Here is a 1052-nt window from a genome sequence, read left to right as displayed (position 1 = left end):
CTAGGGCCTGTATCGAAGTGGGTCAGAGCCATTCGTTGATGGCAGCGATGTGGACGGTGGCCTCGTAGCGGACGGCGAGTTTGTCGTAGCGGGTGGCCACCCCACGGTGACGTTTGAGCCGGTTGATGCCGCACTCCACCGCGTGGCGCTGCTTGTAGATCTCAGGGTCGAAGGCCGGTGGCCTGCCGCCCTTCGACCCCTTGGCCTTGCGATACGCGTCCTGATCAGCCTTGCTCGGGATGGTCGCCTTGATCCCACGCCCGCGCAGGTGAGCCCGGTTGGCCTTCGACGTGTAGGCCTTGTCCGCCAGCACCCGATCAGGACGTGTCCGCGGCCGCCCAACGCCCGGACGGGGCACCCGGATCCCGGCCAGGACCGGGATGAACTGCGGGCTGTCACCTCGCTGCCCGGCGGTCAGCACCATCGACAACGGCTTCTGCCCCTGCTCACACCCCAGATGCAGCTTCGTGGTCAACCCACCGCGGGACCGGCCCAACGCGTGGTCCTCAGGTTCGGTGGTACTCCCGCCCGGCGGCTCGGCCTGCAGATCCCCCTTTTCCGCGCACCCGCCGCGTGCTGATGCGCCCGCGCGATCGTGGAATCCACGCTGACATCCCACGTGATTCGCCCAGCCGCCTCAGCCAGAGCCTGCAACGCGGTCAGAATCCGCTGCCAGACACCCGCGCGCTGCCACCGCCGGAACAACCCGTAAACAGCCGCCCAGGACCCATATGCCTCGGGCATGTCCCGCCACGGTGCGCCGGTGCGCACCCGCCACCGGATCCCGTCGATCAGCTGCCGTCTGCTCCACAACGACGGCCGACCCGGCCGCGACGGATCAGGCAGCAACGGCTCCAGCGCTGCCCACTGCTCGTCGGTCAGGTCGAACCGCCCCGCCACCGCTAAGGTGTCCACGAGGTCTCCGGTGGTGCTCAGGTTCTTCTTGGTCGACGAACCAACTACCGGAGACCTCACCCATGTCGACCACCGACACGCCCAACAGCACCAACTCCAGCTCAAACAGCCCGAGATGACTTCGATACAGGCCCTAG

General features: G+C 67.4%; 1 protein-coding gene. It reads right to left on the bottom strand.

The window, feature by feature from the left end; translation table 11 throughout:
* Positions 1 to 22 precede the first annotated feature (22 nt).
* Positions 23 to 936, bottom strand: a protein-coding gene (locus tag QSK30_RS36580) for an IS5 family transposase (RefSeq protein ID WP_502871948.1) whose coding sequence is annotated in 2 segments (ribosomal slippage) — positions 23 to 525 and positions 525 to 936 — 915 coding nt in all. Because the reading frame shifts where the segments join, the coding sequence is not laid out codon by codon here.
* Positions 937 to 1052: the final 116 nt, after the last annotated feature.

Source organism: Actinokineospora sp. NBRC 105648 (assembly GCF_030269645.1).
GTDB lineage: Bacteria > Actinomycetota > Actinomycetes > Mycobacteriales > Pseudonocardiaceae > Actinokineospora.
Note: the sequence above shows the minus strand (reverse complement) of the source record. Positions and strands in the feature narration are given on the sequence as shown.